The sequence below is a fragment of the Acetobacterium sp. UBA5834 genome (assembly GCF_002435675.1).
Lineage (GTDB): Bacteria > Bacillota > Clostridia > Eubacteriales > Eubacteriaceae > Acetobacterium > Acetobacterium wieringae.
Genome location: NZ_DJGY01000047.1, coordinates 48,192 through 74,778 on the forward strand (window position 1 = coordinate 48,192; position 26,587 = coordinate 74,778).

The 26,587-nt window shown below is 44.8% G+C and carries 24 protein-coding genes; 11 read left to right on the forward strand and 13 right to left on the reverse strand.

Annotated elements, in window-relative coordinates; genetic code table 11:
- The first annotated feature begins 50 nt into the window (after positions 1–50).
- Genes B3F51_RS09470 through lsrF form a run of 4 tightly spaced genes read left to right on the forward strand, consistent with a single transcriptional unit; the run spans position 51 to position 2,947 of the window.
- A complete protein-coding gene (locus tag B3F51_RS09470) occupies positions 51–677 on the forward strand; it encodes a DAK2 domain-containing protein (protein ID WP_187389314.1) in 627 nt (208 codons plus the stop codon).
- A 26-nt stretch (positions 678–703) separates the two neighbouring features.
- On the forward strand, positions 704–1,024 hold the full coding sequence (locus tag B3F51_RS09475; RefSeq protein ID WP_070372059.1) for a VOC family protein: 321 nt from the start codon (positions 704–706) through the stop codon (positions 1,022–1,024).
- Between the two features lie 43 nt (positions 1,025–1,067).
- The gene (locus B3F51_RS09480) at positions 1,068–2,066 is read left to right on the forward strand and encodes a dihydroxyacetone kinase subunit DhaK (protein WP_148638314.1); all 999 of its coding nucleotides are present in this window, start codon (positions 1,068–1,070) and stop codon (positions 2,064–2,066) included.
- A gap of 2 nt (positions 2,067–2,068) precedes the next feature.
- The gene (gene lsrF, locus B3F51_RS09485) at positions 2,069–2,947 is read left to right on the forward strand and encodes a 3-hydroxy-5-phosphonooxypentane-2,4-dione thiolase (RefSeq protein WP_148638315.1); all 879 of its coding nucleotides are present in this window, start codon (positions 2,069–2,071) and stop codon (positions 2,945–2,947) included.
- Between the two features lie 62 nt (positions 2,948–3,009).
- On the opposite strand, the gene lepA is transcribed toward lsrF, so the two are convergent.
- Positions 3,010–4,815 carry a translation elongation factor 4 gene (gene lepA / locus B3F51_RS09490; protein WP_070372183.1) on the reverse strand — a complete coding sequence of 602 codons (1,806 nt, stop codon included), beginning with the start codon at positions 4,813–4,815 and terminating at the stop codon, positions 3,010–3,012.
- Between the two features lie 176 nt (positions 4,816–4,991).
- Between lepA and rpsT the strand changes: the two genes are divergently transcribed.
- Positions 4,992–5,258: a 30S ribosomal protein S20 gene (gene rpsT, locus B3F51_RS09495; RefSeq protein WP_070372062.1), complete on the forward strand. Its 267-nt coding sequence runs from the start codon at positions 4,992–4,994 to the stop codon at positions 5,256–5,258.
- Positions 5,259–5,496: 238 nt separating this feature from the next.
- Here rpsT and holA read toward each other — a convergent pair whose 3' ends face one another.
- Entirely contained in the window at positions 5,497–6,513 is a 1,017-nt protein-coding gene (holA, locus tag B3F51_RS09500; RefSeq protein WP_286946755.1) for a DNA polymerase III subunit delta, read from the reverse strand.
- A gap of 58 nt (positions 6,514–6,571) precedes the next feature.
- A complete protein-coding gene (locus B3F51_RS09505) occupies positions 6,572–8,992 on the reverse strand; it encodes a DNA internalization-related competence protein ComEC/Rec2 (protein ID WP_286946758.1) in 2,421 nt (806 codons plus the stop codon).
- Positions 8,993–9,182: 190 nt separating this feature from the next.
- Here B3F51_RS09505 and B3F51_RS09510 point away from each other — a divergent pair, with 190 nt between their 5' ends.
- The 4 genes from B3F51_RS09510 to B3F51_RS09525 all read left to right on the forward strand — a co-directional run bounded on the left by B3F51_RS09510 (position 9,183) and on the right by B3F51_RS09525 (position 13,127).
- Entirely contained in the window at positions 9,183–10,121 is a 939-nt protein-coding gene (locus tag B3F51_RS09510) for an alpha/beta fold hydrolase (protein ID WP_070372065.1), read from the forward strand.
- 16 nt (positions 10,122–10,137) lie between these two features.
- A complete protein-coding gene (locus B3F51_RS09515; RefSeq protein WP_070372066.1) occupies positions 10,138–11,760 on the forward strand; it encodes a putative manganese-dependent inorganic diphosphatase in 1,623 nt (540 codons plus the stop codon).
- A gap of 26 nt (positions 11,761–11,786) precedes the next feature.
- Positions 11,787–12,617 carry an FMN-binding protein gene (locus B3F51_RS09520; protein WP_070372067.1) on the forward strand — a complete coding sequence of 277 codons (831 nt, stop codon included), beginning with the start codon at positions 11,787–11,789 and terminating at the stop codon, positions 12,615–12,617.
- 129 nt (positions 12,618–12,746) lie between these two features.
- Complete coding sequence (locus B3F51_RS09525; RefSeq protein ID WP_026394608.1) at positions 12,747–13,127, forward strand: helix-turn-helix domain-containing protein; 381 nt, start codon at positions 12,747–12,749, stop codon at positions 13,125–13,127.
- A 176-nt stretch (positions 13,128–13,303) separates the two neighbouring features.
- On the opposite strand, the gene B3F51_RS09530 is transcribed toward B3F51_RS09525, so the two are convergent.
- Entirely contained in the window at positions 13,304–13,933 is a 630-nt protein-coding gene (locus B3F51_RS09530) for a redox-sensing transcriptional repressor Rex (protein ID WP_070372068.1), read from the reverse strand.
- Positions 13,934–14,081: 148 nt separating this feature from the next.
- On the opposite strand from B3F51_RS09530, the gene B3F51_RS09535 reads away from it, so the two are divergent.
- Positions 14,082–16,010, forward strand: a complete 1,929-nt coding sequence (locus B3F51_RS09535) for an ABC-F family ATP-binding cassette domain-containing protein (protein ID WP_148638325.1) — start codon at positions 14,082–14,084, stop codon at positions 16,008–16,010.
- 41 nt (positions 16,011–16,051) lie between these two features.
- Positions 16,052–16,285 (forward strand): hypothetical protein, encoded by a 234-nt coding sequence (locus tag B3F51_RS09540; RefSeq protein WP_070372070.1) that lies wholly within the window; start codon positions 16,052–16,054, stop codon positions 16,283–16,285.
- 101 nt (positions 16,286–16,386) lie between these two features.
- Here the strand turns inward: B3F51_RS09540 and groL are convergent, their stop codons facing one another.
- From groL to purD, 9 genes are all read right to left on the reverse strand, one after another.
- Positions 16,387–18,018 (reverse strand): chaperonin GroEL, encoded by a 1,632-nt coding sequence (gene groL / locus B3F51_RS09545; protein ID WP_070372071.1) that lies wholly within the window; start codon positions 18,016–18,018, stop codon positions 16,387–16,389.
- Positions 18,019–18,048: 30 nt separating this feature from the next.
- Positions 18,049–18,333, reverse strand: a complete 285-nt coding sequence (gene groES / locus B3F51_RS09550) for a co-chaperone GroES (RefSeq protein WP_070372072.1) — start codon at positions 18,331–18,333, stop codon at positions 18,049–18,051.
- Positions 18,334–18,569: 236 nt separating this feature from the next.
- Positions 18,570–19,583, reverse strand: coding sequence for a tRNA (adenosine(37)-N6)-threonylcarbamoyltransferase complex transferase subunit TsaD (gene tsaD, locus B3F51_RS09555; RefSeq protein ID WP_148638327.1), 1,014 nt, complete (start codon positions 19,581–19,583; stop codon positions 18,570–18,572).
- 17 nt (positions 19,584–19,600) lie between these two features.
- Complete coding sequence (locus tag B3F51_RS09560) at positions 19,601–20,308, reverse strand: TIGR01906 family membrane protein (protein ID WP_187389315.1); 708 nt, start codon at positions 20,306–20,308, stop codon at positions 19,601–19,603.
- Positions 20,301–20,744 carry a ribosomal protein S18-alanine N-acetyltransferase gene (gene rimI / locus B3F51_RS09565; protein WP_148638330.1) on the reverse strand — a complete coding sequence of 148 codons (444 nt, stop codon included), beginning with the start codon at positions 20,742–20,744 and terminating at the stop codon, positions 20,301–20,303. The genes B3F51_RS09560 and rimI overlap by 8 nt, the downstream gene beginning before the upstream one ends.
- Positions 20,741–21,427, reverse strand: coding sequence for a tRNA (adenosine(37)-N6)-threonylcarbamoyltransferase complex dimerization subunit type 1 TsaB (tsaB, locus tag B3F51_RS09570; protein WP_148638332.1), 687 nt, complete (start codon positions 21,425–21,427; stop codon positions 20,741–20,743). Before tsaB ends, rimI begins: the two co-directional genes overlap by 4 nt.
- Positions 21,428–21,547: 120 nt before the next feature.
- On the reverse strand, positions 21,548–24,151 hold the full coding sequence (locus B3F51_RS09575) for a glycoside hydrolase family 3 C-terminal domain-containing protein (protein WP_148638334.1): 2,604 nt from the start codon (positions 24,149–24,151) through the stop codon (positions 21,548–21,550).
- 39 nt (positions 24,152–24,190) lie between these two features.
- The gene (proC, locus tag B3F51_RS09580) at positions 24,191–25,006 is read right to left on the reverse strand and encodes a pyrroline-5-carboxylate reductase (RefSeq protein WP_286946764.1); all 816 of its coding nucleotides are present in this window, start codon (positions 25,004–25,006) and stop codon (positions 24,191–24,193) included.
- 270 nt (positions 25,007–25,276) lie between these two features.
- A complete protein-coding gene (gene purD, locus B3F51_RS09585) occupies positions 25,277–26,533 on the reverse strand; it encodes a phosphoribosylamine--glycine ligase (RefSeq protein WP_148638338.1) in 1,257 nt (418 codons plus the stop codon).
- Positions 26,534–26,587: the final 54 nt, after the last annotated feature.

The following is a 26,587-nucleotide window of genomic DNA, read 5'->3' on the forward strand; positions in this document are numbered from 1 at the left end:
ACACTTGTTATACTGATGGCGAAGATGTAAACGATTGTGGAGGTGAACCAATGCCACTTGAACCATTAAAAATCAAAACGATGCTCCTTACTGCCGCCCGGGAAATAGCCGATCATGTTGATATCCTCACTGATCTGGACTGTGCTCTGGGCGATGGAGATCATGGTACGACCATGAAAAAGCTGACCCAGGTGATGTTTGACCAGATTGAGCCCTGGAATGAAACCACCAACCTGAAAGACGGCCTGGAATCCCTCACGGATGCCCTGGAAGATGTCAGCGGTGGTTCCGCCGGGCCATTGTTTGCAGCTTTTGTCTATGGCATGGCAGAAGCTGCTGAATCCGATGCGCCAACTACCGATGATTTTATCAAGCAGATTCTACTTGGTGCCTATGACGAGTTCTTCACAACTTCGAAGGCAGTAATTGGGGATAAAACGATGATGGATGCCATCGCTCCGGCTACTGAAGTGATCCGCAATTCCACTACCGATATGAAAACAACGCTGGAAGAAGCTGCCCGGGCAGCCCGAAGCGGTTCTGATAACACCGCCGGAATGCTGGCAAAATATGGACGAGCCCGCTACATTGGCGACCGCTGTTTAGGTCATAAAGATCCCGGTTCAGTCACCTTCGCCTATTTCTATGAAGGACTGGCCACAGGATATTTTGTATAATATTTATTATCTGAAGGGAGAAAAAAATGTACGAAATCATGCACGTCGGGGTTCCCGTTAAGGAACCGGTTTTAGAGGAGTTTTATGCCGAGGGTTTAAAGGTTCACATCTCCGGACCGGATAACAATCCTTTCAAATTTGAGTATCTGCGATTTGAAGAGGGTACTCCGTTTCATCCGGATGTGGTTAATTTTACCCACATCGCCTATAAAGTCCCCAACATCGATGCTTTTATCAAGGATCACCAGGCGACTGTTCTAAATGAACGGATGACGGTTGATGACCATCTGGATATTGCTTTTGTCAAAGTTAACGGTACCGTTCTTGAACTGATGGAAATGAAATAACCATTCTCACTCATCAAATTTAAATAAATAAGGGGGAAAAACCATGACGATGAAAAAATTTATTAACAATCCAGATAATATTACGGCGGAATTATTAGAGGGCCTGGCCCTGGCAAACCCCAGCATTCTTGAGGTGACTGACCACAACCTGATCATCAACAAAGGACTGGCCACTGCCGATCGGGTTACCATTGTCACCATCGGTGGCGCCGGTCATGAACCAGCTCTGGAAGGCTTTGTCGGCGAAGGGATGATCGATATCTCGGTTGTTGGCGATATTTTTGCGGCCCCCGGTTATAAAGCCGTGGTGGAAGCCTTAAAACTGGCTGACAAGGGCAAAGGCGTGCTGTTGGTGGTCTTAAACCATGCCGGTGATATGCTAGCCGGTGACCGAACCATGAAAGAGGTCGAAAAACTGGGACTAAATGTTATTAAAGTGGTCACCCAGGAAGATATTGCCAATGCCCCCCGCTCTGACGCCGCCAACCGTCGTGGCCTGGTCGGCTGTGTGCCGCTTTATAAAATCTGTGGCGCTGCTGCCGCCCAGGGAAAATCACTAGCCGAGGTAGCCGCCATTGCCCAGGATTTTGCCGACAATATGGCGACCATTGCAGTGGCCTGCAAAACGGCTACCCATCCACAAAATGGCGCATCCTTTGCGGATCTCGGCGAGGATGAAATGGAAGTTGGGATGGGTCAGCATGGTGAAGGCGGCGGCGGTCGCCAAAAAATGGCCAGCGCTGATGAAACTGCGGTGATCATGGCCGATGCCCTCCTTAACGATCTCGATCTGAAAGCGGGAGAAGAGGTGATGGTGATCGTTAACGGTACCGGCGCCACCACCATCATGGAAATGCTACTGGTCTTCCGACGGGTTCACAAATACCTCAGCGAAAAAGGTATCAAGATTGTGGCCAGCTGGGTTGAAGAGGTTTTAACGGTTCAGGAACAGGCCGGTTTCCAGCTTTTCTTTGCCCGGATGGATCCGGAAAAACTTGCCTTTTGGGAAGCTCCGGCTAAAACGCCTTATTTGAGTCGATAACTATGGCAGATCAGGATTCAATCAAAAAGGCCAAAGATTTTAGTTTTGACCACCCCATGGAAAAACGGAGTTTCCACGTTAAAGGGATGGACGATGTCGACTGGGGGATGAAAACCCGGCTATCAAAAATTTTTGATCCTGTCAGCAGTCATACCGTCATGCTGGCCTTCGATCATGGCTATATCATGGGCCCCACTCAGGGATTGGAGCGAATGGACCTGGCCATCCCCCCTCTACAGGACTATGCGGACGTGCTGATGGCCACCCGGGGAGCCCTGCGTACCTGTATCCGACCGGATCATAACAAAGCAATTGCCCTGCGCTGTTCCGCTGGTAGTTCAGTGCTCAAAGAAGATATGAGTAAAGAAATCATCGGCGTCAATATCGAAGATGCGATTCGGATGAACGCCACCTGTATGGCGATTCAAGCCTTTATCGGGTCGGAACACGAATGCCAGAGCATTGAAAACATCATCAGAACTGTCGATGCTGGCAACCGTTATGGCATCCCGACCCTGGGCGTCGTGGCGGTGGGCAAAGAGATGGAACGCACTACCAAATACTTTTCCCTGGCCACCCGGATGCTGGCAGAATTCGGGGTTCAGATTGTCAAAGTCTACTACTGCGATAATTTTGAAGAAGTGACTGCTGCCTGTCCGGTACCGATTGTCATTGCTGGTGGCAAAAAGGTTCCTGAGCAGGAAGCTCTTGAAATCACCTACCAAGCCCTTCAAAAAGGCGCTGCTGGGGTGGATATGGGCCGAAATGTCTTCCAGGCCGCCAACCCGGTGGCAATGATTCAGAGCATCCGCAAGGTTGTTCACGAAAAGTTCACTGGCGCCGAAGCCTTTGAATACTATCGTGATCTTTCTTCCCGTTGACAAAAATATAAAAAATCGGATTGGACGAGCTCTTCATCCAATCCGGTTTTTCTTTCATTAAATCAGGAATCCAGTTTAAGAACCGCCATAAAGGCTTCCTGGGGTACTTCCACGTTACCAACCTGACGCATCCGCTTCTTACCTTCTTTTTGTTTTTCCAGCAGTTTTCGTTTTCGACTGATGTCGCCGCCATAGCACTTGGCCAAAACATCTTTTCGCATCGCTCGAATCGTTTCCCGGGCCACCACCTTGGTGCCAATGGCTGCCTGAACCGGAATTTCAAACATCTGTCGGGGGATTTCTTCTTTTAATTTTTTGGCAATCCCCCGTCCCCGGTTTGCTGCCTTATCCCGATGGACAATAAAGGACAGGGCATCCACCAGTTCGCCATTTAACAGAATGTCAAGTTTAACCAGATCCGAGGGCCGATATTCCTTGATGTCATAGTCAAAAGAAGCATAGCCCCGGGTTCGGGATTTCAGGGCATCAAAGAAATCATAAATGATTTCATTCAGGGGCAGTTCATATTTCAGGATCACCCGGTTTTCTTCGACATAATCCATAGTCAGATAAACACCCCGACGTTCCTGACACAATTCCATAATCGCCCCCAGGTATTCAGAGGGCACCATGATGTCAGCATTGACAATCGGTTCTTCCATGGTTTTAATCTCAACCGGATTGGGCAGGTTGGTGGGATTATCCACCCATAACTCAGTACCGTCGGTTTTGATGACTTTGTAAATAACACTGGGGGCCGTCGTCACCAGATCCAGATTGAATTCCCGTTCCAGTCGTTCCTGGATAATTTCCATATGCAGCAATCCGAGGAATCCGCAACGAAAGCCAAACCCAAGAGCCATTGAGGTTTCGGCCTCATAAAGCAGTGAGGCATCGTTAAGCTGTAGCTTAGCCAGGGCCTCTTTTAAATCTTCATAACGGGAGCCGTCAGCCGGATAAATTCCACAGAAAACCATGGAGGTTACTTTTTTGTAACCCGGCAAGGGTTCCTTGGCTCGATTATTAGTTTCGGTGATGGTATCCCCTACCCGGGTGTCCCGGACATTTTTAATCCCGGCGTTGACATAACCAACATCACCAGCACAAAGCTCATCCATGGGAAACAGACCTTTTCCAAAGACGCCAACCTCATTAACTTCAAAGCTTTTACCGACAGCCATCATATCAATTTTCATGCCTTTGCGGATTTTCCCCTGAACGACCCGAACCGAGGCAATAACCCCCAGATACTGGTCATAATAGGAGTCAAAAATCAGCGCTTGCAACGGTGCATCCACATCACCATCAGGTGGCGGTACTTTTTTGACAATCGCCTCCAGCACTTCCCGGATGTTGAGCCCGGCTTTGGCCGAAATCAGCGGCGCATCCTGAGCTTCAATGCCTATCACATGCTCAATCTCGTCCTTGACCCGCTGCGGGTCAGCACTGAGCAGGTCGATCTTATTGATAACCGGGATAACCTCCAGATTATTCTCCATAGCCAGATAAACATTGGCAATGGTTTGAGCTTCGATTCCCTGAGAACCATCCACAATCAGCAAGGCCCCTTCACAGGCAGCCAGACTACGAGATACCTCGTAGGTAAAATCGACGTGACCCGGGGTATCAATCAGATTTAAAATATACTCTTCGCCATCATCAGCAGTATACAGCAGCCGAACCGCCTGCAGCTTGATAGTGATGCCCCGCTCCCGCTCAATATCCATATTATCCAGAAACTGTTCTTCCATGTCCCGTTTGCTCATCAGCCCGGTGTCTTCAATCAGCCGATCCGCCAGAGTTGACTTGCCATGATCAATATGGGCAATAATCGAAAAATTTCGGGTATGTTTTTGTTTGTTTGTCAATTTTTTGTCCTCACCTTTCAAATCTATATCAATGGTTAAATTATGTTTTAATTCCTGTTTTTATACCTAGATCAATATTCTATCAAGAAATATTTTTTTTGTCACGTTTTTTCTTGATAAGTCACTGTAAATGTGTTAGAATTGCTATGTTATAAATAAATGAGGGGGGTGAACCCATGGCTAACATTAAATCGGCTATGAAACGAGCTAAAACAAATGAAATCAGTCGTCTGCGAAATAAGATGGTGAAAACTAATCTTAAGACAACCGTGAAGAAATTTGAACTTGCAGTTACTGAAGGTAACGTCGAAGCAGCGCAGGAAGCTTTTCGTTTAGCAACAAAGAAATTTGATATGGCTGTTACAAAAGGTGTTTTACATAAAAACACAGCAGCGCGTAAAAAAAGTACTTTGGCTAGAATCTTAAACAAGATGACTGCTTAATTACCTCATTTATATATTCCCAAAACCCGTGTCTCTAGGGTCTATCCAAAGATGTACTTACTCAGGTACATCTTTTTTTATTGTTTAAAAACAACCAAACTTTTTGTCGGTGCAAAAAATTTGCTACAAAACTGGCGGTTATCGCAATCCTACCGCACCACCAATAACTAAGGGTTCATTAGTGGTGCATGTCTATCCTTTTTAATAATCCCGCGCATTGATCCAAAGCATTTGGGTTTTATCCAATCTTCATTAAAAATAATTCCAGGGCAAAATTCTGATCGATTTCCCCCAGTTTCATCTGAGCATCAAGGTCGGCTCCAAGTAGCATAATTTCCCATAAACTGTCAATCGGATAATGCTTACCGGTTTTTAACAGCTTATTGACGATAAATGGGGCCAGCTTCATTTCTGAAGCCACTGTTTTAGCAGGCAGTCCCCGGGCGCTGTATATTTTAACCATCAGCAGCATCCGAATTTGCCGAAGCAATAGACTAAAGACCCCAAAAGGGGATTCACCTTCCAGATAAAAGTGATTCAGCATCAGCAGGGCTTGATCTTTTTGCCCGCTGACGGCATAGTCAATCAATTTGAAAATCCCCTCTTCAATCGACTGCGGTAAGATCAGCAGGATATCTTCTTTGGTGATTTCATTGCGATCCCCAGCATAGTCAATCAGACTGTTGAGTTCATTGTCGACCATCTCCATGGTTTTTTTCTCATTCATCAAATACATCGAACGCTGAATAAACAGCTCCAATTCACTGCGACTGATTTTTTTATTGGCATTTTTAACCCGCCGGGTAATCCAGGCCTTAAGGTCGCTGGCATCCAGTTTTTCAAACACCACCAGGGTACCTGTCTTGATCAGACTTTTATACAGTTTTTTACGCTTATCCGGTTGTTCCCAGTAGATAATTAAGAGTGTCGATGGACAGGGTTTTTCCAGGTAGGCTGCGATCCGATCCAAATCCTTTTTATCGGAAATCTTATCCAACTGGGCCTCTTCCCGGACAATCACCATCCGCTTATTGCTCATCATCGGCAGGGTTTCACAGGTAGCCAACAATTCTGAGACATCCAGATTTTTATCGCTATAGGTGGTCAAATTCAAGGGCTCCAATCCCTTGGCCAATTCTGTTCCGATCAGTGTTTTTTCCATCATATGGCCGATGTACTGTTCCGGACCGGTAAACAGATAGACTGGACTCAGTTCTCTATTTTTTAAGCTTTTATTGAGTTCTTTGTAATTCACATTGTTTCTCCAATAATTTAGGTTAAGTTTTGCTTTTTTTATAATTGTTTTAAACTTTTTAATTTACATAGCTTTTAATGCGAATGAATTCACCATTGCTGGTAATTTCCACAGCGCCCTTTTGATCGGTTCGCAATGCTGTGATGGCTTCTTCCTCCAGACGATTCATTACTTCATCGTTGGGATGATTAAAGGAATTATTGGCACCCACTGAAATCACTGCAATTTCCGGCTCCACCACCTGTAAAAAAGCCAGTGAAGATGAGGTTTTACTGCCATGGTGAGGAATTTTGATCACTTGAAAGTCCCGTTCATCGCTTTCGGCCTGCAATTCGGCAATCAACTGTTTTTCGACCTCGGTTTCTACATCTCCACACAATAATAGATTAAAATTTTGATAGGAAAGAGCCATCACCAGCGACGCATTATTCTGCTCTTCATCCGCTACCGGACGGACCGGACCGTCTGGATTATAAACCGTAATGGTTACACCGTCACGCCCTTTTACCACCGACCCCTTTTTTAACAAAGACACTGGAACCAGCTGCTGATTGAGGAGTTCGTCGTTATTGGTCTGAACACTCATAAAGAGATTCTCGACCGGATAACCGTCAAAGATCAGTTCTTCAACCCCCTGACTGTGATCGACATGGTTATGCGTTAAAAAGATGGCATCCAGCTCCCGGATGTTTTTAGCATAAAGAACCGGGTAGAGTACCCGATCTGCGACCCGATTGGTTCGTTCAAAAAGATAGCCGCCCCCATCAACCAGATAATTCTGACCACCCGGAGTCTCAATTAAAATACTGTCGCCCTGACCCACATCCAAAACAGTAACGACCAGATTTCTGGGAAACAGCGGTGTTGCTGCCACAATCAGCACCAACACCAGTGCAAAACTGATTACCGTATTTCGAACATAGGGTTGCCGGAGATAAAAATAACCGGAAAACAGAAAGACCAGCAACAAAACGAGTGCCATTTCAGCCAGGGATAATCCGCCCCGACTGATTCTCACAAAATCTACGGCATTTCCCAGATCATTAATTCCTTTGAGCATCACCACGATGGATTCCCCTAAAAATTCGATCGGCAGTGATATGACAGGGGCTAACCCGGGAACAATCGCAACGATTGCAAAAAAAATCATCCCCGCCAACAAAAAGACGCCAATCAGCGGTACCACCAGCAAATTGGATAGGAAACTCATCAGCGTAAAGCTCTTAAAATGGTATAAGAGAATCGGCAGGGTTCCCACTGTGGCGCAAAAAGTCAGCACCAGACCTTGAATCACCGGTCCCGCTTTGATTTTTTGGTTAACCCGTTTTTTATTTCGGTGTTTTTCATAGTCATACAACAACGGGAGATAAAAAAGAATGATCCCCAACATTGCACCCATGGAAAGTTGAAATCCGGCCTGAAAAAGCTGGGCAGGCCAAATAAAAAGAATTATTATTCCCGCCAAACACAGCTGATTCAGGGCATCCCGCTCCCGGTGCAGTCCCTGGCCACCAGTGACACAAAGAAGCATGATGGCAGCCCGGATCACCGGCGCCACAAATCCGGTGAGGGCAACATAAAAAAACAAAGCCGGGACTAAAAACAAAATCCAGTGCCGCTTGTTAATTTTCAACACGATCAGCAGGTAAGATAGCATCAAGAATACATAACCCACATGGAGTCCGGAAACCGATAAAACATGGGTCACTCCAGCGTCCTGAAAGCTCTGGGTAAGTTCCTCATTGATATTTTTCTCACCAAAAACAACGCCCTTGAGCAAATCTGCCACATCGTTTGAAAAATTGAGCTCCGCCTGGTGTTCCAGGTGGTGTTTAATACCCAGTATCCGATCATACAGACGCACCTGCTGACCAACTCGGCGGATATTTTCCGGCTTAACCGTCAGCAATCCCTCAATTGACAGAGCTTTAAGATAGAGCCCATAATCAAATCCGCCGGGGTTTCTTTGACCTGATGGTTGAGATAATTTTCCCTTCATTAATACCAGATCCCCAGGCACCAGATCAAGTTGCGGCTCTTCATGGGTCGTTAATGTCACCTGGTCATCTTCGGTATCTTCGTCACTTTGATAGTAGACGGTTGCTCTGATCCCAGCAGTCTTGTCAAAACGATTGTTTTCATCGTCAGCATCTACTATTTCACGAGCTGTCAGATTGATCGTTAACCGATTTTCGGTGCGAATCGGGTAATCATTAACGACTCCGATCAGGGACACCTCCCGTTCATAAAAGCTGCCTAGAATATCCGTCTCCGGGAAGGCTCCGGAGCCCAAAACTACCCCAAAACCGAACAAGCCAAGAACAAATGCCACCTGGCTTATTTTGGTATCTTTAAGCAAAAACGGCATTATTGCCAGCAAAACAGCTGCGCCAAGCAACAACCACACTGGCCAGTGGTCAAAAACCCCAATAATGCCCAGGCTCAGGGTAAAAAAGCCCCATAATAACGGTCGTTTCATTGATTCTGGCTGAGTCGTCTATTCGTGCTCAGTACCGTTAATTTCATTGTCAATACCCCTTATCCCATGATATTATCTCAATTATACACTGATTACCGCTTTTTTAGTACGGGAAACCTGTTTTTTTTAAGATATTTTGTTATAATGTGACAATAGATTTAAGAAGACCAAATGAAAGAGGGGACCGCAAATGATTGATTTAACAACCAATGGTTTTTATGCATCTGATGAGGTCAAACTGACCTATTACGAAACCCCCTGCCCCGCAAAACCAAAGGGTATTGTTCAGATTGTTCATGGCATGGCTGAACATGCCCAACGCTATCATGAGTTAATGAATTTTTTATTTCGCAATCACTACCTGGCAGTGACCCACGATCAAAGGGGCCATGGCCAAACCGGCAAAGACGCTGGTAACCTGGGCTTTTTTTCCAGTGGCAACGGCTGGGAGCGGGTTGTTTCCGATGTCAAAGAAATTTCTGGTGCGCTTAAAGAAGCCTATCCAGAACTGCCGCTGTTTATCACTGGTCATAGTATGGGGTCGGTGGTTACCCGCACAACCATCATTGATTATTCAGAATTATATGAAGGGGCAATCATCATTGGCACAACTGTCGGTATCAACAACTTAATGCGCAAAACCGCCAGCATCATTGCCCGCCGGGAGATCCGCAAAAATGGTGAAACCACCCCCTCCAAACTATTATCCAAGCTATCCTTTGGTAGCTATAATAAAAAGTTTAAACCCAACCGAACTGAATATGATTGGATCTCCCTGAGTAAATCCAACGTCGATGCCTATTTAAGCGATGATCTCTGTGGTTTTACCTGTAGTGCCGGGTTTTACCGAGATTTATTTTATGGTCTTGATTACACCACCAAAACGTCGAATCTCAAAAAAATTCCCAGCGAATTTCCCTTGCTTTTTTTAGCTGGCCGGGATGACCCCGTTAGTGGCATGGGCAAAGAAGTAATGCAGCTAACTCAGCAGCTAAGAAAACTCGGTGTCGCAAACGTCGAGTCGATTCTCTATCCGCTGATGCGACATGAAATTCTAAACGAAGATAAACGAGAATTAGTCTACAAAGATATCCTACGATTTTTAAATACGCATTCATTATCTAAATAAATAAGGAGATCCACCGATGACCCCAAAAATATATGTCTTCGGACACCGCAATCCGGATACCGATTCCATCTGTTCAGCCATTGCCTATGCTCATTTAAAACAAACCCTGGGACATACTCTGGTCTTTCCCGCCCGGCTGGGCCCCGTTAATAAGGAAACCCAGTTTGTTCTCGATACCTTTGGCGTCAGCTTACCCGAACTGATCAAAGATGTCAAACCCCAGGTTTCAGACCTGGTGCTGACTGATTTTTCGATGGCCTATGAAAAAGACTCCGTTTCAAAAACCATGGGCCAGATTATTGATCATCCTGGCCGCTCCTTACCTGTAATCAGCGATGAAGAGCAGCTCATTGGGATGGTTTCCCTGTCCGATATTATTCCCGCCTACACCGATGCTTTTTCAAAATCGCTGCTGCGGGACAGCGAAACCCCACTGGATAACATCATTGATTTACTTGAAGCTCAGGTTTATGGCTCAATCAAATCCGAACTAGTGCGGGGCGATGTTTATACCATTACCGAAATCGAGGATGGTCAAACCTTAAGCAGTCGAGACATTTTAGTTACCGTTTCACAGGATATCTATCTCAACCGGGCCTTTGCCACTGGTGCCGGAATTATTATTGTTTCCAATGCATCTCCAGATATCGTTTTTGATATTCCCAAAAATTACCAGGGGGCCGTATTGATTGTCGCCTTTGGTCCCTTCGAAGTCATCCGGTTACTCTGTCAGGGAATTCCGATCAAAAAATATTACCAGAAACACCATCTGGAATATTTCATGACTTACGAAACCATCGATGATGTCAAAAAAAACATGCTAACCTCAGATCATGAGCGTTTCCCCGTGGTGGATGTCGACGGAAGGGTTCTTTCAACCATTTCCCGTAGCAACCTGATTGACTTTAGCCGGAAAAAAGTGATTCTGGTCGACCACAACGAACGCAACCAGTCGATCGTTGGCGTTGAAGAAGCTGAAATCATTGAAGTGATTGACCATCATCGGGTCGCTGAAATCCAAACTGCTACACCACTGTATCTGCGAATTGAACCAGTTGGCTGCACCGCCACCATTGTCGCCAAAATGTACCATGAGCATCAGGTTGCCATCCCCAAAGATATGGCCGGACTGATGCTCAGCGCAATTATCTCGGATACGCTGCTTTTTAATTCTCCCACCTGCACTGAAGAAGACCGGGTTATTGCCCTGGAATTAGGGAAAATTTTGAATCTCGATGTTAAGAGTTACGGCGAAAAAATGTTAGTGGCTGGCAGTAATTTAAAAGAAATGCACCCCTTTGAAATTATCTCCACCGATCGGAAGCTATTCACCATGGGAGCCTATAAAATTGGGGTTTCACAAATCAATACTGGAGATTTCCGGGGTATCTTTGACAAACTGGATGGGGTTCTGCAGGAAATGAATAAATTGTGTGCAGAAGAAAGCCTGGATCTGGCTATTTTAATGGTTACCGACATTATATTAGGGGGCTCCGAACTAATCATCGCCGGTGAAGCTAAAAATCTCGCCCAGCTGGCTTTTGGCTTTCAACCCGGTGAATTCAGCAAATACATGAATGGTGTTTTTTCCCGAAAAAAACAGATTGTGCCGCCGCTGATGAACGCCTCCTCTTTTTAAAACAAATCCAGATTTTGGTGAAAATGATGCAAAAAAATGAATCCAAAAAATATATCGGACTTCGACTGGTGATTATCTTTCTGGTCTCAGGTTTGCTATCGCTTTTATTGACTGGCTGCGTTGAAAAAGAACTGATCAATGATCCCGCAACTGGTTCAATTTTTTCGGCAGATATTTCTGGCGCCCTGATCGATGGTCAGTATTCCGCAAGCACAAAATATTATGACACTCGGGGCTATGGCCAACAATTGAACATTTTAATAAAAAACGGCCTAATTACACGGGTAACCTTAAACGAAATCGACAAAAACAAGTCTGATCGCCTGTCTGTCGAGGGTTCTGACAAAACCTGGCCCAATCTGGCTGTGGCAAATTTAAGTGCTCTCTATCTCCGCCTTTATAGCGAATTGCTGATGTCGCAAAATCCTGATGAAACTGACGCTATATCCGGTGCGACACAAACATCCGAAAAATTTATCAGTTTGTCCAAGGCAATTCTGGATCTGGCCAGCAAAGGTGATCATGAACCAATAAAAATTGACACCCTCGATACTTATTCAATCACCAGCAACCCCGACCATGATGGCTATCAGGGATTTCTTCAGGCAACCTTTAACGGATCAACGCTGGTCTCTCTGAGTTACGATGAAATTATAACCGAAGACGGAAAATCAAAACGCAAATCAACTGATCCTCCTGCCAATACGGACTTTAATGCATTATTTGACACAATAACGAAGACTGCTCTTAGCAGTCAGTCTCTGGAAAGTCCATTTCCAGCCAATGAAGCATCTCCAGAAAAAGTCAAATACGGAGAATGTCTACGACTCTTAAGAGAAGCAAGAGCGCCTTTTTGATGCTTTATCCCTTTAAGATTTATTCCTTTAATTCAACCGTAAATCTTGACAAATGTTAAAGACGTGGTATAATTACGCTATAGGCAGTGCATTTATGCCAACAATTCTAAACTGAAAGAAGGTGAAAAAATGGAAAACAATACTTTTGGCAGCCGATTAAAAGCGTTGCGGATTTCAAAACGATTAACACAGGAGAATTTTGCCAATCTTTTCTATCTAAATAAAAGCTCTATCTCCAAGTATGAAAAAGATAAAAACTTACCTGAAAACCAATTACTGATAAAAATTGCAGATTTCTTTGAAGTTTCTGTGGACTATTTATTATGTAGAACCGATCAGCCAAAGCTTTTACCAAGCAACCCGAAACCGATGACATGTGAAGAATTTTTGAAATCTTACGTTTTTTCCAACGAAGAAGTGGATTCTTTTTCTTCGTACTTCTCTTTCCCGGAAAGCTATAAGCAAGAGGTTCTGGATTTTATTAATTTTAAGAGCTCCAGTGGGAAGTAAATCAAAAACTACGAAAATCATGTTTAAATAACTTGTTATAAAACAAAAGAAACACAAAGAAAGTGTTTCTTTTTTAATTCACCGATATATCCGCAGTTGTGTTTTCTTTTTTGAGCAAAATATAAAGAGCCTGATTAAAGAAAATCAAACTCTTCCCATACTCTACAACTAATCTTTTACTCACCCAGCAGATAAGTTAACGTGAATAAACTATCTGTAATGTTAACATTCTCAACCACTACATCACTGGGAACATCCAAATCCAATGGGCTAAAATTGAGGATACCTTTCACACCCAGTTCTGTAATCTGGGTTGCAACTTTCTGACCGACTTCCCGGGGCACACACAAAATGGCGATGTCAATTTCATTCGCTTTGACAAATTCATCAAGTTCATCCATATGTTTTACTACTACACTGCCAACGACTGTACCTACAGTCAATGGATCAACATCGAAGACGCCTTTTAAAATCACACCTTCCCGCTTAAATCGTTCGTAGTTTGCGATGGCATGACCCATATTCCCGCCACCAATGATAATACAATTATATTCACTATCAAGACCCAAAATTTCCTTGATAGCCTCCTTTAATTCTCCCACATTATAGCCGTACCCCTGTTGTCCATACCCCCCGAAAGAATTCAAATCCTGTCTAATTTGAGAAGCTGTCAGGCCCATCAGACTTGCTAATTCCCGGGATGATATTTTTTCGATATCATTGAGTTGTAAATCACTTAAATATTGATAATATTTCGGTAACCGTTTTACGACGGTCATTGATACTTTTTTTGAGAAGCGATGCATGATTACTTCTCCTTTCTTTCGGATAGTCAACTAATTATATCAATATGAACCAATTACGTCAAATTATTCATTTTAATTTGCCGTTTTTTTTGATAGAATAGTAAAAGTGAACTCAAATAACTGAACAAAAACGAAAACAGGTGAAATAATGTTAATCAATATCGAAAATTTGCATTTTAGTTATGGCATTCATGAAATTTTTAATAATCTTAATCTATCCATTAATGAAAAAAAACAAATCGGTCTGGTCGGCCGCAATGGTACCGGAAAATCGACGCTGCTTAAGCTGATTACTGGCGAACTGATCCCTGATACCGGACGAATCAGCAAAAAAAACGGACTAACCATCAGCTATTTATCTCAGGAGTCCACAATTGCCGAGAACACAACCCTACTCGAAATGCTCACTGATGTATTTAAACCGCTGATCGACATGGAAAAGCGAATCAAACAAATTGGCGCTGCCATTGCCGACAGCACCGGGGCAGAGCAGGAAAAACTGATGCTGGAGTTTGGGGAATTGCAAGAAAGTTTTGCCGAACAACACGGTTATGAATACCCCAGCCGAATTCGGGGTGTCATCAATGGCCTCGGTTTTAAGCCCGAAGATCAAACTAAAGCCTTCTCGATGCTTAGCGGCGGTGAAAAAACCCGTGCTACGTTGGGCCAGATCCTACTTCAGGAACCGGAACTGCTCTTATTGGATGAGCCCACCAACTACCTCGATATCGATGCCCTGCAGTGGTTGGAACAATATCTTAAAAATTACCCCGGTACTTTTGTCATCGTGTCTCATGACCGCTATTTTATCGATAAAGTCTGTACTTCAATTATCGAAGTATCCCAGAAAAACATCAAAGAATATCAAGGCAATTATACCCAGTATGCACTAAAAAAGCGACAGGATATGATGGAACAAAATCATCAGTATCAACAACAACTTAAAGAAATCAAACACCAGCAGGAAGTCATCGACCGGTTCCGGGCTTATAACTCCATCAAAAGCTCAAAACGGGCTTCAAGCCGGGAAAAAGCCCTCAGTAAGATTGAGTTGCTCGACAAGGTCGAAACTGCTCATAACAGCCATTTCAGCTTTGTCCCCCGGGTTAAAAGCGGCAATGACGTTTTGGCGGTGACAGGGATTAAAAAATCCTTTGGCGATCGTCTGCTTTTTCAGAATATGAATTTTGAAATTCATCGCGGTGATAAAATCGGCATCATTGGACCCAATGGTGCCGGAAAAACAACCCTTTTTCGCATTTTGCAGAAAAAGTTGGCCGCCGATGCCGGCGAAATCCGACTGGGTCAGAAGGTCCATATCGGTTATTTCGATCAGGAACATCAGGCTCTGAAGCAATTCTACAATGAAAATCTGCTGGAAGCCCTGTGGGATGTCGATTCGAAACTGACTGAAGGCGAATTGCGCAATATCCTGGCGGCCTTTTTATTTGTCGGCGATGAGGTCTTTAAACCGATTGGCACCCTATCTGGCGGTGAAAAGGCCCGGTTGCTGTTGGCCCGCTTGATGATTTCTCAGTCCAACTTCTTATTGATGGATGAGCCGACCAATCACATTGACATGGACACCAAAGAAATCCTTGAAAATGCCTTGAGCCAATATGAGGGCACCTTACTGTTTATCTCCCATGACCGGTATTTTTTAAATCGAATTTCAACCCAGATCTACCAGTTCTCAGCTGATGGGATGGAAATCCATCTGGGCAACTATGATGACTATTTAAAACAAAAGGCGGATGCTTCCGCCCGGGCAGCTGTTCTGGCCGAAGAGAATAAAACAATTGTAACCAAAACACAGCAGCGAACGGATCGCAAAAAGCAAAAAGAAGAAGAAGCCCGTATTCGGCTCTTGAAGAAGCAGGTTAAGGAAATTGAAGAAACCATACTAGTGACTGAACAGAAAATCGAATCCATTGAAACTGCCATGTGTGCTCCGGATTTCTATGATAACCTGGCTTTGGCAGCTGAGATCAATCTGTCCTATGAAGCACTCAAACAGCAATTATCTGAGTTAACGGATTCCTGGGAAGTCGCCTTACTGGCTCTGGAAACCGAGTAACAATCGTTTAATAAAGCAATAATATATTATTGGAGGAAGAAATGGAACTGACTAAAAATGAAAAAAAGGTATTAAATACCCTGTTTAAAGAAGTGAAAGGAACCACCCGCAACACCATGCTGGTTGCCCTTTATGCTGCCAAACCGATCGATGATGAATCTCCCGATGCCCAAGCCCTGATCACTTTAATCAATGGTCTCATTATCAAACTGGCAGAGCTGGAACAACCGGAGATGGAAGTGCTATTCGCCGGGATCCCCTACAATGTCGACTAAATGCTTCTAAAACCGCAATTAAAAAGGCAGCCTCGCGAGAGACTGCCTTTTTGGTTGCTTATATTAATTATTTTAGTTTATCTACTGATGCAGCCGGAGGCTTACATCATTGGCATTCCGCCCATGCCACCTGGCATTCCGCCCATACCGGCATCTTCGCTTGGAAGATCAGCAACCGCTACTTCAGTGGTTAAGAACATTGCCGAAACACTGGCGGCATTTTGAATCGCTGAACGGGTAACCTTGGTCGGGTCAATAATGCCCGCTTTGAACATATCAACAAATTCGCCTTTAGAAGCATCATAGCCAACGCCAACAGCTTTACCAGCCATTTGTGAAACAATAACCGATCCTTCAAGACCAGCATTTTCAGCAATTTGTCGCATTGGTTCTTCAATCGCCCGACGGATGATACCAGCGCCGGTTTTTTCGTCGCCTTCCAGGGTTTCAATTAAAGCGTCAACCTTTGGAATCGCATTAATATAAGCGGTACCGCCACCGGATACAACGCCTTCTTCAACCGCTGCCCGAGTCGCATTTAATGCATCTTCGATACGGTATTTGATTTCTTTCAGTTCAGTTTCAGTGGCTGCACCAACTTGGATAACTGCTACGCCGCCGGATAATTTAGCCAAACGTTCCTGAAGTTTTTCTTTATCATATTCGGAAGAAGTTTCTGGAATCTGCGCTTTGATCTGACGGATTCGTTCTTCAACAGCCTCTTTATTTCCGCTACCTTCAACAATAATGGTATCTTCTTTGTCAACTTTTACCTGACGGGCACGGCCTAATTGTTCAATGGTTGTGGTTTTTAATTCTAAGCCTAATTCGTCCGAGATCACTTCTCCACCAGTTAATGCGGCAATATCAGCCAGCATTGCTTTACGACGATCGCCAAAGCCAGGAGCTTTTACTGCGACACAGTTAAAGGTTCCCCGTAATTTATTAACAACCAATGTTGCCAGAGCTTCTCCTTCTACATCTTCAGCAATGATTAACAGCTTGCTGCCGGTTTGAACAATTTGTTCTAAAACTGGTAAAATTTCCTGGATGTTGGAGATTTTTTTGTCGGTGATTAAGATATAGGGATTATCCAGGATGGCAACCATTTTTTCGGTGTCAGTGACCATATAAGCTGATAAGTAGCCCCGGTCGAATTGCATCCCTTCGGTAAATTCCAGTTCAGTACCCATTCCTTTGCCTTCTTCAACGGTGATAACGCCGTCATCACCGACTTTGTCCATCGCTTCGGAAATCAGTTTTCCAATTTCGGCATCGGCTGCCGAAATGGATGCAACCTGAGCGATTGCTTCTTTGCTTTCAATTTTTTTACTGTTTGCTTTTAATTCTTCGACAACAGTCGCAACTGCTTTTTCAATCCCTTTTTTAAGAACCATTGGGTTTGCACCGGCAACAACGTTACGGTTACCTTCACGAACAATTGCCTGAGCCAATAAAGTAGCTGTGGTTGTTCCGTCCCCTGCGACGTCATTTGTTTTAGTAGCAACTTCCTTAACCAGTTGAGCACCCATGTTTTCAAAGGCATCTTCCAGCTCAATTTCTTTGGCAATGGTTACCCCATCATTGGTGATAGTTGGTGAACCGTATGATTTAGCTAAAATAACATTTCTTCCTTTTGGTCCTAATGTCACCTTAACAGTATTTGCTAATTTATCTACACCAGTGATCAGAGATGCTCTGGCGTCTTCACGAAATTTAATCTCTTTAGCCATATTATTTTCCTCCTGTTTTTCTAAATTTTATTATTCTACAATTGCTAAAATATCAGCCTGACGGATGATTAAAAACTCTTCATCGCCAATTTTTACTTCATTGCCGGAATATTTGGAATAGATAACTTCATCATCTACCTTAACATCCAATGGCACCTTTTTACCATCGATAATTTCGCCAGTTCCGACAGCCACTACTTTACCCTGCTGTGGTTTTTCCTGGGCTGATCCTGGTAAAACAATTCCACCAACAGTTTTTACTTCTTCAGCTTTAACTTTAATTACTACTTTGTCACCTAAAGGTCTTAAACTCATTTTTTCCTCCATTTGATTATATTGGGTACGCTGTACCTTTTATTTCATTTATTAGCACTCATTCATCTTGAGTGCTAATAGTATTTTAAATGATTTGCAGATTGATTGCAAGTATTTTTTCCCTTTTCGTTCATCTTAATTTTTTTTAAGATTGTTTTAATTTTTAAAGATGGTACACTTCTCTTTATATAAACGTGTCTACCCTTTTGTCGACAGGCCGTATTTCCTGTCTGCCTTTATTGACGGGTTCCGATTTTTAAACCCGGAATGCCATTGAGACTTAGGTCGCTCTCTTCCCCATTGATATAATTATAGTAAGCCATCGAACCGATCATAGCGGCGTTATCGGTACAGAGAATAGGATCTGGATAGTACAAGGTCATGCCCGCATCAGCGGCTGCCTGTCCCATCATTTTTCGCAGCAACGAATTACAGGACACCCCGCCCGCCATGCAGATACTCTTCATGCCAATACTGTTGGCACAGGCAATGGTTTTGCTGACCAGCACCTCGATAACGGCCAGCTGAAACGATGCGGCCACATCATCGGGATTGACCGCCTCATTTTTCATTTTCTTGCCGTTGAGGTAATTGAGCACCGCCGATTTCAAACCGCTGAAGCTAAAATTATACTCAGTTTTATCCAGCATCACCCTGGGAAAAGCGATCGCCTCGGGGTTGCCATTTTTGGCCGCAGCATCAATGGCCGGACCGCCGGGATATCCCAAGCCCAAAACCCGGGAAATTTTGTCAAAGGCTTCTCCGGCCGCATCATCGATGGTTCGACCCAGTACCTTGAAGGTCTGATAATCTTCCACCAGGACCAGATGACTGTGGCCGCCGGATACCACCAATGTCAAAAATGGCGGTGCAAGCTCCGGAAACTGCAAAAAATTAGCGGCAATATGGCCTTCAATATGGTGTACCCCGATTAACGGTTTTCCGAGACTGTAAGCCATTGCTTTGGCTGTGGAGAGCCCAATCAGCAGCGCTCCCACCAGACCGGGACCGTTGGTCACGGCAATGGCGTCCACCTCGGCCAGAGATAGTTTACTTTCTGCCAGGGCTTCGTCGATAATGTAGGGCAGTTTGGTGACATGGTTGCGGGAGGCAATCTCTGGTACCACGCCCCCATATTTCTGATGAATATCAATCTGGGAATAAATCCGGTTGGTCAATATGTTCCGGCCATCTTCAACAATGGCCACGGATGTTTCGTCACAGGATGTCTCAATACTAAGAATTTTCATGTTTACCTCGATTAGAATTACTCGTTATTTATTTTTATGTTTTTCTTTTTCAAAACCAGCCCCATTCCCAGGGTGGTGAGTCCCAGGGGCATTAGAATATAGATGACCATTCGACCGATCATGGCGAAGAAGAAGGGCTCGGGGACAATCCAGATCAGTCGGTCGGTGGAAGGATCCATAATCCATAAGTCGTTGGAAAAAAATAACTGATGGAAGAGGATAAAGGTGTTATTGAAATTAAAAATAAAACTCGCACCAACAATCAGCAAGATCACCATAAACGTGGCCGATCCATAGAACAAGGCCTTGATAATGGCCTGGCGATCGTATTTTAACAGCACCAGAAAAGCGATCAGCGCCAGAATCAGAGCGGCGTCCCGAAGACCGAGAAAGAAAAGCAATAAGTCTCTGACATCGTCCATATGGGTGATTTCTTTGTCATTAAAAATTGAAACGCTATCGACAACGTTTTTGGCACTTCCAATGGCTAAACGGGCCTGGATGTCAAAATCCTGCCGGTCGCCCTTGAGGTAGCTGATGATTTCATCTACCACCAGTTCCATATCTGGGGGATAGATACCAGTGTTATCAGTGACCTGATTTTTTTCCATCTGATCCATGTAAAACGCTTTGTCAAACACCGCTGCTTCAATGCCGCTGATAAAAATAATAACCGGAAAAAGGATTCCCAGCAACACTGTAACTATTTTGATGGTTTTATTCAAGTTTGTACCTCCACATGATGATTCCGTCCATTCCCGTGCCATAGTAATCTTTGCGTCGTCCTTCCCGCGTAAACTGGTTTTTGAGATAAAAATTGATAGCCGGCTGATTATCCGCCCTGACCTCCAGTGTCATCGCCACACAGCCTTGCTCCAGTGCCAGGGCCAGCATTGCATTGATAATATTTTGCCCCACCCCGGTCTGGCGATAGGCTTCCAGTACTGCGATATTGGTAATGTGGGCTTCATCAATCACCTGCCAGAAGCCACCAAAACCAATAATTTCGCCATCTAATTCAGCGACAATATAATTGGAGAGGATATTGTTAGTTTCTGCCTTATAGGAATCCTCGGTCCAATTGTGTGAAAAGCAGGCCTGATCCACCTTAAAAACGCCGGGGACATCCCGGGATTCCATCAGTCGATAATGGATCATCATTTTTTATGCTCTTCGGCGTAGGAAGGCCGAATATAAAAGGGTTCCACTTCCCGATAATGGCTGGTCGCCCCCTTTAAGGCCCGCTTAAGGACTAGGGCAGCGGCTGACGAGGCTCGGTTCATGTTGAGATAATTGGGAACGATCCGGGCGGTAGGAATCGCTTCCTGCAGGATTTGTGAAAAGCGGGGTAAGCCATCACCCAAGAAATAGATGGTCTCATTTCGCCCTTGTAAAAAAGTAATGAGCTCGTCAATTTCCATCACCGCATCGGCCAGATCCTGAACCAGCTGGCCGTCTTCAAAATGAAAAACACCCGTATAGGTCTGGTTACGCTGGGCATCCAAAACCGGGCAGATCAGGCCATCAGCAAAGGGAATGTTCATCGCTAGGCTTTCCAGGGTGGAAACTCCCACCACCGGTTTATTCAGAGCCTGAGCAAATCCCTTGATGGTCGCCATACCAATGCGCAACCCGGTAAAGGAACCGGGACCGGAAACAATGCCGAAAACATCAATATCCTGAATCGAAAGACCCCCATCACTGAGCAAATGATCAATAGCAATCATCAGTTTCTCGGAATGTTTTTTTTGATGATTGATAATCATTTCGCCGACTAATTTTTCTTCGTTTAATATGGCAACCGTTGCCACAATGGTGGACGTATCAATGGTGAGTGTATTCATCTTTTGCTTTCCTTCTTAATTATTATTTGCTGAACTATTTTAAACTAATACCCCAGCCTGACAAAGAGAAGGTACCGATTATGGATCAAAACAAATCGGTACGCTTTCTCGTTAATCATCTTACTTCTTTTTTAGCTTTGCCAGTGCTTTGAGATCCCGATCGATATCCTTAAGCTTTTCATCGGAGAAAAAGTCATCGGGCAGTAATTTCTGAGCCTTATCAAAGCAGATTCCCATTTTGATGGCCATTTGCAAATAGTCACTTTCAAAGGTTTCATCGCCAAAATAATTTCTGAGAATCTTCATGACATCCTCATCCTCGACCAGATCCCGGACTTTAGAATGGATACAGAGGTACTCTTCCTCATTACCACCGAAAAGACTTTTGAAAAAACCCTTTTTCTTTTCGGTACAATTAACCAACTTTTCGAAGGTAATCCCTTCCAGTGACTGATCTGAATTGACCAGTTCAATAATCTTATCAATACATTCTTCGGTGAAGATGCCATTGGAAAACTCAACCAGTTTGCGCAAGGGGGTGTTGGCCAGCATCGTCATAAAAAAGTCATCTTCTCTGGTCTGGTCATCCCCCATGATTTCTTCAAAGCCCGAGAGCAGTAGTTTTAAGATCGTCTGTCCCCGCTCGGTTTTTTCAAAATCGCTGAGATAGGATAAGGGGTTGATCGGATGGATCAGATCTTTGGTAATCTGAACCGCATAGACAATCGGCAAATCCCGGCTGGATGACCCGATATAGATCTGGTGACTGCCCGACTCATGTTCCCAGGATTTGGTGGTGGGATTATAATAGCAAAAATCACTGAGTCCCAGTTCAAAGCTGACCACAGCCGATCGCCCTGCCGGGATAAAAACTTTTTTAAAACCCCGGAGTTCCCGCAGCGGTCGCAGAATAGCGGTATCAGATTTACCGGTGTATAATTGAACAATTTCTTTGCCATTCATTACGCCAGTATTGGTAACACGACATTTAACGGTAACCGTTTTTTCGGCATCGATTGTCAATGCGGGTTCTTCAATCGGTTCATAATTATAATCGGTATAACTGAGCCCAAATCCAAAGGGAAAGCGAACCTTCTTTTTCGTAAAGTCGTAATAGCGGTAGCCCACAAAAATACTTTCGCCGTAAACCACCTCATCATGGATTCCCGGAAAGTTTATGTATGCCGGTGTGTCTTCCAATCGCATTGGAATAGTTTCCGCTAATTTACCACAGAAATTATTTTCACCAAATAAAAGCTTGGCAATGGCATCACCGCCCGCCTGACCGCCTAAAAACATCTCGACGATGGCCTGGGGTTGGTGTTCCCAGCTCATATCAACAACGCCGCCATTCTGAACAATCACCACCGTCTTAGGTTGAACCTTGCAGATCTTACGGATCAGGGCAAGCTGTTTTTGGGGCAGATGCAAATGGGTCCGGTCATAACCTTCTGACTCATCGTGATCCGGCAAACCCACGAATAACAAGGCCATTTCGGAGTTTTTTGCGACTTCCTCCGCCTGCTCGGCCAAATGAATCTGCTCCACCACCTCATCATGAATATAGCCCTGATGGGGGAACAACTGGATTTCATCGCCCACCAATTTTTTAATTCGTTCATAAGGTGAATCAATATGGTAGGGATTTATTTTTGAGCTGCCGCTGCCCTGATAGCGGGGATCAAAAGCCATGCTTCCGATAATCGCCAGCTTCTTGATTTTGGTCCGATCAATGGGCAGAATACACGCTTCATTTTTAAGCAGCACCATACTTTCAACCGCCGCCAGTTGGGCGATTTTGTGATGACCTTTTGGTTCAATTTCCAGATTAGTAGCATAATTGCGACGGTTTTCCTTAGCCTGAAAGGAAAACCGAATCAGCCGTTCCACCATCTCATTGAGAATGGTGACTTTCAGTTTCCCTTCTTTGATCCGGTCAAATATCTTTTGATTATTGACACCGCCATTGCCGGGCATTTCCAGATCCATTCCCGCCAATACCCCTCGAACCCGATCATAGACAGCCCCCCAATCGGAGATGACGATCCCATCGAACCCCCACTCATTACGGAGCAGTTGGGTCAGAAAATAATTGCTCTGGGAGACAAACTTGCCATTGATGCTGTTATAGGAACACATCACCGCCATCGGTTTTCCTTCTTTGATGGCGATCTCAAAGGGTTTTAAATAAATTTCCCGCAGCGCCCGGATATCAATCTTTTCATCCACCGTCATACGCCGGGTTTCCTGATTGTTGGCCAGATAATGCTTGACTGTCGTTCCTACGCCATGATCTTTTGCGCCGAGAATAAAACTTTTCCCCAACCGCCCTGACAACAGCGGATCTTCTGAAAAATATTCAAAATTACGTCCACAAAGGGGCGAACGCTTGATGTTAATGCCGGGCCCCAAAATTAGATCAACGCCCAGACTGCGGGCCTCCAGCGCAATGGTGCGGCCCACAAATTCAAGCAGTCCTTCGTCCCAGGAACAGGCCGAGAGCACCGCCGGCGGAAAACAGGTGGCTGGTTTTCCCTGGGGAATCCCCAGGGCTCCGTCATTCTCAATCACCCGCATGCCATGGGGGCCGTCGGCCATAAATACCGGCTCGATGCCGTATTTGGAATAGCCCACGGTTTCCCAGTCGGTTCGGCCCGAACAGAGGGATACCATTTCTTCGAGACTCATATTTCTTCGTATTTTTTTAATTAATCCTTCATCCATGATAAATCATCTCCTTAATGGATTAACCAAATCTAAAAGTTATGCTTTCTTTTTTCTCATTGCCAATGATTTTCTGGCGCAGGCATCTACGGCTGAAATTATAGCGTCCCTGAAGCCTTTGGCTTCCAGAACCCGGACGGCTTCGATGGTGGTGCCTCCGGGGGTACAGATCTGATCTTTGAGTTTTCCGGGATGTTCGCCAGATTCGAGAACCAGTTTGGCAGCACCGTAAACTGCCTGGGCTGACAAGCGATAGGCCTGATCCCGGGGGAAGCCATGAAGAACCCCACCATCGGCCATGGCCTCAATCAGCAGCATCGTATAGGCCGGTGCTGAGCTGGCGATTCCGGGCACCACGTCCATCAGCTTCTCACTGATAATTTCAGCTTTACCAAAGCTCTCAAAAATCATGATGATATCCTGAATGTCCTCTTGCGTCATGATATCATCCGGACACAGAGTTGAATCGGATTCTCCGACAAATGCCGGAGTGCTGGGCTGGGTTCTGATTACTTTAACATCTTTGCCCAAAAATTCCTTGATGTCATCAAAGCCAACACCGACTGCAATCGAGACGATAATTACCGACGGTTTGATACTCCCGGCAATTTCCGCCAGCACCTTGCCATATAAAAAGGGTTTCACTGCCAAAACCAGATAGTCAGCCTGGGCCGCTACGGCTACGTTGGAATCCTGAATCGTAACCCGAAATTCTGCACCCACCTGAGCCCTGGCGGCGTCTTCAGGATCATAACAGTGAATATTTTCCGGCCGGAATAATTCACCCTTTACCAAACCACCAATCATAGCCTTTGCCATGTTTCCGCAACCGATAAAACCAATATTATTTTTCACGTTAACTCCTCATGCTTATGCTAATCAGCTGTGTTTATCAGCTGCGAGCGACCGGTTCATCTTCAAATGATCGGAGTCGTCGTGCCAACCAACGCTAAGCTGATTGATTTTTTTGTACCAGGATTTTTTAATTTTATACCCTCTATTTTAGACTTTAATTCAACCCAGTGCAAACCTAAAATGGAAAAACCCACTAATTCTTAAATTAATGGGTTGGATTATCCATAACCAAGTCACTATGCTCAGTTTCAAATTTAGTATGAATTTCCGCTAGTTAAACTTTGCAATATCAGTTCGGTATTGGGCGCCTTCAAAGTGGATTTTGCCGATGTTGGCGTAAACGGTTTTTCTGGCGGCTTCACGAGTTTCGCCCAGCGCTGTGACACAGAGGACCCGGCCGCCGTTGGTTTGTAGTTCGCCGTTGACCAGCTTGGTTCCGGCGTGGAAAACGACGCAGTCTTGCATATCTTCAATGCCGGTGATAACCTTGCCTTTTTCGTAAGTGCCGGGGTAGCCGCCGGAAGCGATGACTACGCAAACAGCTTCTTTACTACTCCATTTGATCTCACAATCAGCCAGCTTGCCATCAATGACAGCTTCCATGATTTCGACCAGATCCGATTCCAACCGCATCAGAACGCTCTGGGCTTCAGGATCACCAAAGCGAACGTTAAATTCAAGAACCTTCGGGACACCATTATCAATCATCAGGCCAATAAACAGAACACCTTTAAAATCCATCCCATCGGCAATAAAACCATTGATAATCGGATCCAGAATCTCTGCTTTGATGCGCTTGTTCAGGGTTTCATCGGCAAACAGCACATTGGGGGAATAGGTTCCCATGCCGCCGGTATTTAAGCCTTCATCATTGTCATAGGCCCGTTTGTAGTCCTGAGCACTTTCCATCGGGACAATCGTTTTACCATCGACAAAACAGAGCATCGAGGCTTCCTGTCCGGTTAAGAATTCTTCGATCACGACCTTATCGCCAGCTTCTCCGAATTCCCTTTTTTTCATGATCATTTCCATGCCGGCTCGGGCATCGGTTTCATTTTCGGGGATCAGTACCCCTTTACCGGCGGCCAGACCATCAGCCTTGATTACCATTGGATAGCCATAAACACCCAGATCTTTGATAATTTCATCAAAATCGGTATATTCTTTATAGGCCGCCGTGGGAATATTGTGACGGAATAAAAATTCCTTGGTAAAGGCTTTGCTGCCCTCAAACTGAGCACAATGTTTGTTAGGACCAAAAACTTTTAAACCAGCCGCTTCAAAAGCGTCGACCATTCCCATAACTAGGGGGACTTCGGGACCGACAACGGTAAGATCAATCTGATGTTCTTTGGCAAAAGCCAAACAGCCGGGAATATCTTCCACCGACAAATCCACACATTCGGCCAATTCTGCCATGCCGCCGTTGCCCGGGGCGGCATATATTTTTTCAACCCGGGGGCTTTGGGTAAGCTTCCATGTCAACACATGCTCCCGACCACCGGATCCAATCATTAATATTTTCATCTGTCTCTCCTCGTTTTGCTTTCATTTTTTATAACACCTCGTTTTGCAAAGAGA